The sequence below is a fragment of the Herbaspirillum lusitanum P6-12 genome (assembly GCF_000256565.1).
GTDB lineage: Bacteria > Pseudomonadota > Gammaproteobacteria > Burkholderiales > Burkholderiaceae_D > Herbaspirillum > Herbaspirillum lusitanum.
Window position 1 is genome coordinate 1 of record NZ_AJHH01000793.1, and the last position, 6214, is coordinate 6214.

At 63.6% G+C, this 6214-nt stretch carries 7 protein-coding genes; 3 read left to right on the forward strand and 4 right to left on the reverse strand.

Annotated features, from left to right (window positions below; genetic code table 11):
• Positions 1-320, forward strand: a 320-nt coding sequence (locus HLUSI_RS30725; RefSeq protein WP_040503915.1) for a methyl-accepting chemotaxis protein, incomplete at its 5' end; no start/stop codon positions are given.
• Between the two features lie 82 nt (positions 321-402).
• Here the strand turns inward: HLUSI_RS30725 and HLUSI_RS34740 are convergent.
• The 4 genes from HLUSI_RS34740 to HLUSI_RS0125555 form a co-directional block, all read right to left on the reverse strand.
• Complete coding sequence (locus HLUSI_RS34740; RefSeq protein WP_202946946.1) at positions 403-753, reverse strand: aldo/keto reductase; 351 nt, start codon at positions 751-753, stop codon at positions 403-405.
• Positions 659-1336, reverse strand: a complete 678-nt coding sequence (locus HLUSI_RS30730; protein ID WP_202946947.1) for an aldo/keto reductase — start codon at positions 1334-1336, stop codon at positions 659-661. Before HLUSI_RS30730 ends, HLUSI_RS34740 begins: the two co-directional genes overlap by 95 nt.
• Before the next feature lie 210 nt (positions 1337-1546).
• A complete protein-coding gene (locus HLUSI_RS0125550; protein WP_016836630.1) occupies positions 1547-1852 on the reverse strand; it encodes a hypothetical protein in 306 nt (101 codons plus the stop codon).
• Between the two features lie 176 nt (positions 1853-2028).
• Positions 2029-4524 (reverse strand): acyl-CoA dehydrogenase, encoded by a 2496-nt coding sequence (locus HLUSI_RS0125555; RefSeq protein WP_016836631.1) that lies wholly within the window; start codon positions 4522-4524, stop codon positions 2029-2031.
• A 330-nt stretch (positions 4525-4854) separates the two neighbouring features.
• Between HLUSI_RS0125555 and ypfJ the strand changes: the two genes are divergently transcribed.
• Together ypfJ and HLUSI_RS0125565 are read left to right on the forward strand one after the other, a co-directional pair.
• Positions 4855-5742 (forward strand): KPN_02809 family neutral zinc metallopeptidase, encoded by an 888-nt coding sequence (gene ypfJ / locus HLUSI_RS0125560; RefSeq protein WP_016836632.1) that lies wholly within the window; start codon positions 4855-4857, stop codon positions 5740-5742.
• 15 nt (positions 5743-5757) lie between these two features.
• On the forward strand, positions 5758-6141 hold the full coding sequence (locus HLUSI_RS0125565) for an MAPEG family protein (RefSeq protein ID WP_016836633.1): 384 nt from the start codon (positions 5758-5760) through the stop codon (positions 6139-6141).
• Positions 6142-6214: the final 73 nt, after the last annotated feature.

The following is a 6214-nucleotide window of genomic DNA, read 5'->3' on the forward strand; positions in this document are numbered from 1 at the left end:
CCGCCGCCAAGGAAATCAAATCGCTGATCGACGGCTCGGTGCAGGAAGTGCACGCCGGTTCCGACCTGGTCGGCCAAGCCGGCCAGACCATGAGCGAAGTGGTCGACAGCATCCGCAAGGTCAGCGACATGATCAAGGAAATCGCCGTCGCCAGCCACGAGCAGAGCGAAGGCATCGACCAGGTCAACCTGGCCATCACGCAGATGGACGAAGTCACGCAGCAGAACGCCGCGCTGGTGGAAGAAGCCGCCGCCGCGTCGAAGTCGATGCAGCAACAGGGCGACAACCTGGTGAAGGTGGTCGGCGTGTTCAAGCTCTGACGCTGACGTTCAACTGGCCATGAAAAAGCCCACGGCCTTGCGGTCGCGGGCTTTTTCTTTTGGGCGGCTGAATCAATAAGGATCAATAAGGTCCGCGAATCGCTGCGTGGATCTTGTCGTGATACAGCGTCGCCAGCTTCTGGTGCAGTTCTGCCGGCAGCGGCGGCAAGGCCGATGCGCCGGCGTTCGACAACACCTGCGCCGGCGAGCTCGCGCCCGGGATGATCACCGACACGGCGTCGTGGTCGAGGATCCAGCGCAACGCCATCTGCGGCATGCTCATGCCGGCCGGGACCAGCGCGGCGATTTCCTGCGCCAGGTCGACGCCGGTGGCGAACTCAAGCCCGGCGAAGGTTTCGCCGACATTGAATTGCTGGCCGTCGCGGTTGAAGTTGCGGTGGTCGTCCGGCTTGAAGGTGGTGGCGCGCGTCATCTTGCCGCTCAGCAGGCCGCGCCTGCGGCAACAGATCCGCCAGCGGCTTCTGGCGGAAAATGTTGAAGATGACCTGCAGCGAAGTCATGCCTTCCTGCTCCAGGCACAGCAGGCCTTCTTCCACGGTTTCGACGCTGGCGCCGAAGCGCGTGATCAGGCCGTCGTCGCGCAGTTCGCGCATCCAGTCGAAAATCTTGCCGTCCTTGAGCACGGCCGGCGGCACACAGTGCAATTGCGTCAGGTCGAGCTTGTCGACGCCGAGGCGCTCGAGCGAGCGTTGCGTCGCCGTGCGCACCGCCTCGCGGCTGTAGCCGTCCGGATAGATGGCGCCGCGCCCCAGCTTGGTGGCGACGGTGAGGTCCTTGTGCGAAGTCAGGAATTGGCCGATCGAACGTTCGCTGGCGCCGTCGCCGTAGACGTCGGCGGTGTCGATGAAGCGCACGCCGGTGGCGTAGGCTTGCGCCAGCGTCTGCTGGGCGACGTCGTTATCCCAGTGATCGCCCCAGCCGCCGCCGAGTTGCCAGCAGCCGAGGCCGACTTCGGGAACGGTCAGGCCGTCGCGGGCGAGCTTGCGTGTTTGCATGTGTTGTCCTTGTGGTTGAAGCGTTGAACCTGCGGCGCCGGATTGCGGCGCGCGGATGAGGCCGCCATGGTATGCCGGGCGGGAGCGGGTTTCCAATGAATTATTGCGCGCGTGGAATACGGATTTCGGCATCGGGTTTCGACATCATTGTCCAAAAAATGAAAAAGGCCGCAAACCTGAAGCTTGCGGCCTTGTCCAGAACGATGTTTTTCAGCGCGAGAAAAACGCGATCACGCCGTAGACAAACCCGGCGAACGGTCCCACCACGACGATGGTGACCAGCAACACTTCGGCCAGCACGTAGGCGACGGCGCCGGCGGCGATGCTCGACAGGTAGGCGGTGGCGCCCAGCGCGCCCGGTACGAACAAGTTGATCAGCGCCAGCACGATGGCGGCGATGCCGAGGCCGACGATGACGTTGAACTTGGTGGGACGGTAAGGGTTGAGCCAGCGGAATGGCGGCGAGGCGCTTTGTTCGGTGGCGATGCTGTTCGAGGTAGTGGACGTAATGGACATGAGGTATCTATAAAAGGCGGAGTAAGAAGCGACGCCTGGCACAGACGTCCTGTTAAACGATGATGACCGACATTATACGACGTTACGACCTGCCGAAACAGCCCGGCCGGTGAGACGGACTGTGCGGACTGTCAAGCAAACCCGAACAAAGCCCGTCTCCGCCACGCTATATCGCCTTATGTGCTGATGACGATTTCCGGCGCTTGTCCTTTTTGCACGGCCTCCTGCATGTCGAAGCCGGCGTCGAAGTCGTCCACCTGCACCGTGAGGTCGCCGTAATGCGCGAAGTCGTCCAGCACCACGCGCTCGTCGATGCTGATCAGGCCCTGCTCCATCGCGCGCGCATTCCAGCGCCGCATTTCGATCAGGCTCTGCGGCATCGCCGGCAGCACGCCGTCCTTCATCGATTGCTTCAGGCGCGTTTCGATCTCATGCACTTGCGGCAACAGATCGAAGGCATGCTCGCCGCTGCCCAGCGGATCGGTCCTGAAGTCAGGCCGGTAGGCGTCCGCCACCAGCCGGTCGCGTGCGGCGCCCGGGGTCTGCATCGCCAGCGCCACGTCGCTGGCGAGACGGTCGGACGGCTTGCGGAACGACAGGCCGAGAGGAAACATCCAGATGCGCAGCGCAAACGCGATGAAGGGATTGGGGAAGTTCTCGAGCACGTCGATGATGGCTTCCTGCGCACGATGCAGCGCGTCCTGCACCGACCAGGCGACATACGGCAGGTCGGCGCTCTGGCGACCGTCGTCTTCGTAGCGCTTCAGGGTCGCCGAGATCAGGTAGAGCTGCGACAGCACGTCGCCGAGACGTCCTGAGATGCGCTCGCGGAATTTGAGCGAGCCGCCCAGCACGAACATCGACACGTCGGTCAGCAGCGAGAAGCAGGCCGACACGCGCGCCACCGCGCGGTAGTAGGCGCGGGTTTCTTCCGCCGCCTGGTCGGGCCCGGGCGCCGACGCCAGCAAGCCGCCGCTGAGACCGGCCACCAGCGAGCGCGCCATGTTGGCCGCGACGAAGCTCAGGTGGCCGAAGAAGGCCCGGTCGAAATCCTGCAGCGCGCGGTCGTGGTCGTCGTCGGCTGCCGCGGCCATTTCCTTGAGGACGTAGGGATGGCAACGGATGGCGCCCTGCCCGAAGATGATCAGGCAGCGCGTCAGGATGTTGGCGCCTTCGACCGTGATGGCGATCGGGATCTGCTGGTACACGCGCGCCAGGAAATTGCCCGGTCCCATGCAGATGCCCTTGCCGCCGATCACGTCCATGCCGTCGTTGACCAGCATGCGGCCGCGTTCGGTGACGTGGTATTTGGAGATCGCCGAGATCACCGACGGCTTCTCGCCGGCGTCGACCGCCAACGAGGACAGCCGGCGCGTGGCGTCCATCATGTAGAGGTTGCCGCCCATGCGCGCCAGCGCCTCCTGGATGCCCTCGAACTTGCCGATGGCGATCTTGAACTGACGCCGCATGGCGGTGTAGGCGCTGGTGCCGCGCACCGCCATCTTGGAAAAGCCGACACTCGACGACGGCAACGAAATCGCCCGCCCCGCCGCCAGGCATTCCATCAGCATGCGCCAGCCCTTGCCGACCTGGGGCTGGCCGCCGATGACCCAGTCGAGCGGAATGAAGACGTTCTCGCCCGAGGTCGGACCGTTCTGGAATACCGCATTGAGCGGCCAGTGGCGACGTCCGGTGACCACGCCCGGATGGCTGGTCGGGATCAGCGCGCAGGTGATGCCGGGCTCGCTGTTGTCGCTCAGCAGATGATCGGGATCGTGCGCACGGAAAGCCAGGCCGAGCACGGTGGCGACCGGCGCCAGCGTGATGTAGCGTTTGGCCCAGGTGACGCGGAAACCGATCACTTCGCGGCCTTCGTGCACGCCCTTGCAGACCACGCCGACGTCGGGAATCGCTGCGGCATCGGAGCCGGCGTAGGGGCTGGTGAGCGCAAAACACGGGATCTCTTCGCCGCGTGCGAGGCGCGGCAGGTAATGGTTCTTCTGTTCTTCGGTGCCGTAATGCAGCAGCAGTTCGGCCGGGCCCAGCGAGTTCGGCACCATCACCGAAATCGCCGCAACCGAACAGCGCGACGACAGCTTCATGATGACCTGCGAATGCATGTAGGCCGAGAACTGTTTGCCGCCGTATTGCTTCGGAATGATCATGCCGAGGAAGCCCTTGTCCTTGACGAACTGCCAGGCTTCCGGCTGCAGGTCCTGCCACACGACCGAGGTATCCCAGTCGCTGACCATGGCGCACAGCTGCGTGACTTCGTTGTCGAGGAAGGATTGTTCTTCGGCCGTCAGCGTGGGCGGCGGCAATTGCATCAGCTTGTTCCAGTCTGGCTTGCCGGAAAACAGTTCGGCGTCCCACCAGACGGTGCCGGCTTCGATGGCGTCGCGTTCGGTGGCCGACATGCCGGGCAAGATCTTGCGGAAGATGTCGAGCGCCGGACGCGTGATCAGCGTTTGCCGCACCGACGTGATCGCCACCAGCAGGGTCGGCACGCACAACAGGATCGCCAGCAGGATGCAGACAACGGCGTTGGCCTGGTCGGTGGTGCCGCCGATCCATATCCAGGCCAGCTCCGCCACCAGCCAGGTCCATGCGCCGGCGCGCATCATCATCAGCGCCAGGGCGCCCGCCACGAAAAGCACTAGCCACAAGATCATGTGAGTCTCCCGTTAAAATTGATGTTGTCTGCATGGCAACGCCTCGGCAAGACATCCATGCTGCTCATGATTCAGGGGTATGTCGGCGATGATGCGGACGCATAGCGGGATATTCCCACAGAAGTTGCCGCTGCGGAAAGCGGTGACGCCGCCCCGATGCTTTCCACGCATGGCCGCGCCTTGGTTCATGCAAGAGTGACCGCATTTCCTGCCAGAAATTCATTCTTGTCGGATTTCCGGCTTTGCGTCGGAACAGAAACCATTGCCGCCGCGCCGGGTCCATTACAATCTCGCCTATCCGACATTTACGCAGCAAAAGAGGAAATCATCATGAAATGGGAAGGCAATCGCGAAAGCGACAACGTGGAAGACCGCCGCGGCGAGGACTCGGGTGGCGGCGGGGGCGGCTTTTCCTTCGGCGGCGGTTCGATCGGCATCGGCGGCATCGCGGTGGCGCTGGTGGCGTCCTACTTCCTCGGCATCAATCCGCTGACCGTCATCAACATGCTCAGCGGCGGTGGCGGCCAACTCGCTCCCGTGCAGCAATCGGCGCCGGCGCACAAGCCGCCGCCGAACGACCAGATGGCGCGCTTCGTATCGACCGTGCTGGCCGATACGGAAGACACGTGGGGTGAAATCTTCAAGGCCGGCGGCGCGACGTATGTACGACCGAAACTGGTGTTGTTTTCCGGGTCCACACCGACCGCCTGCGGCACCGGCCAGACCGCCACCGGGCCGTTCTATTGCCCCGGCGATCAGAAGGTCTACATCGATCTCAGCTTCTATCAATTGATGAAGCAGCGCTTCAACGTCTCCGGCAACTTTGCGCAAGCCTATGTGATCGCGCATGAAGTCGGCCATCACGTGCAGAACCTGCTCGGCATTTCCGAAAAGGTCGACAAGGCCCGTCGCAACATGTCCGAGAAACAGGCCAACGCCTTATCGGTGAAGCTCGAGTTGCAGGCCGATTGCTTCGCCGGCGTCTGGGCCTACCACGCCAATGAAGCGCGCCACATCATCGAAAACGGCGACGTCGAGGAAGCCCTCAACGCCGCCTCGGCCATCGGCGACGACGCCCTGCAACGGCAGGCGCGCGGCGAAGTGGTGCCGGACTCGTTCACGCACGGCACCTCGGCGCAGCGCGTGAGCTGGTTCAAGCGCGGCGTCACCGAAGGCAAGGTCAGCGCCTGCAATACCTTCGAAGCAAAGAAACTTTAAGCTCATAAGGCTCACATGGAAATTTCCTACTGGTGCATCCTGATCGCCGGCCTGTTGCCCATCCTCACCGTATCGGTGGCGAAGTACGGCCGCCGCGATTTCGACAACGGCGAGCCGCGCGCCTGGCTCGACAAGCAGACCGGCCTGCGCCGCCGCGCCGACTATGCGCATCGCAACCACTTCGAGGCGTTTCCCTTCTTTGCAGCGGCAGTGCTGGCGGCCCAACAAACCGGCGCGGCGCAAGCGTGGATCGACGGCCTGGCGCTGGCCTTCATCGCCGCGCGCGTGGTCTATACTGCGCTCTACCTGAACGACCTGCCAAGCCTGCGTTCGCTGTCGTGGACCGTCGGCTATGCCTGCGTCCTCGGCCTGTTCGCCGTTTCCGCCCTTCACTTGTAAACACATGAGCAATCCCGACCTGCAAATCCTGCACGACGCGCTGAACGCGCTGCGCGCGCGCGCGCGCGCGCGG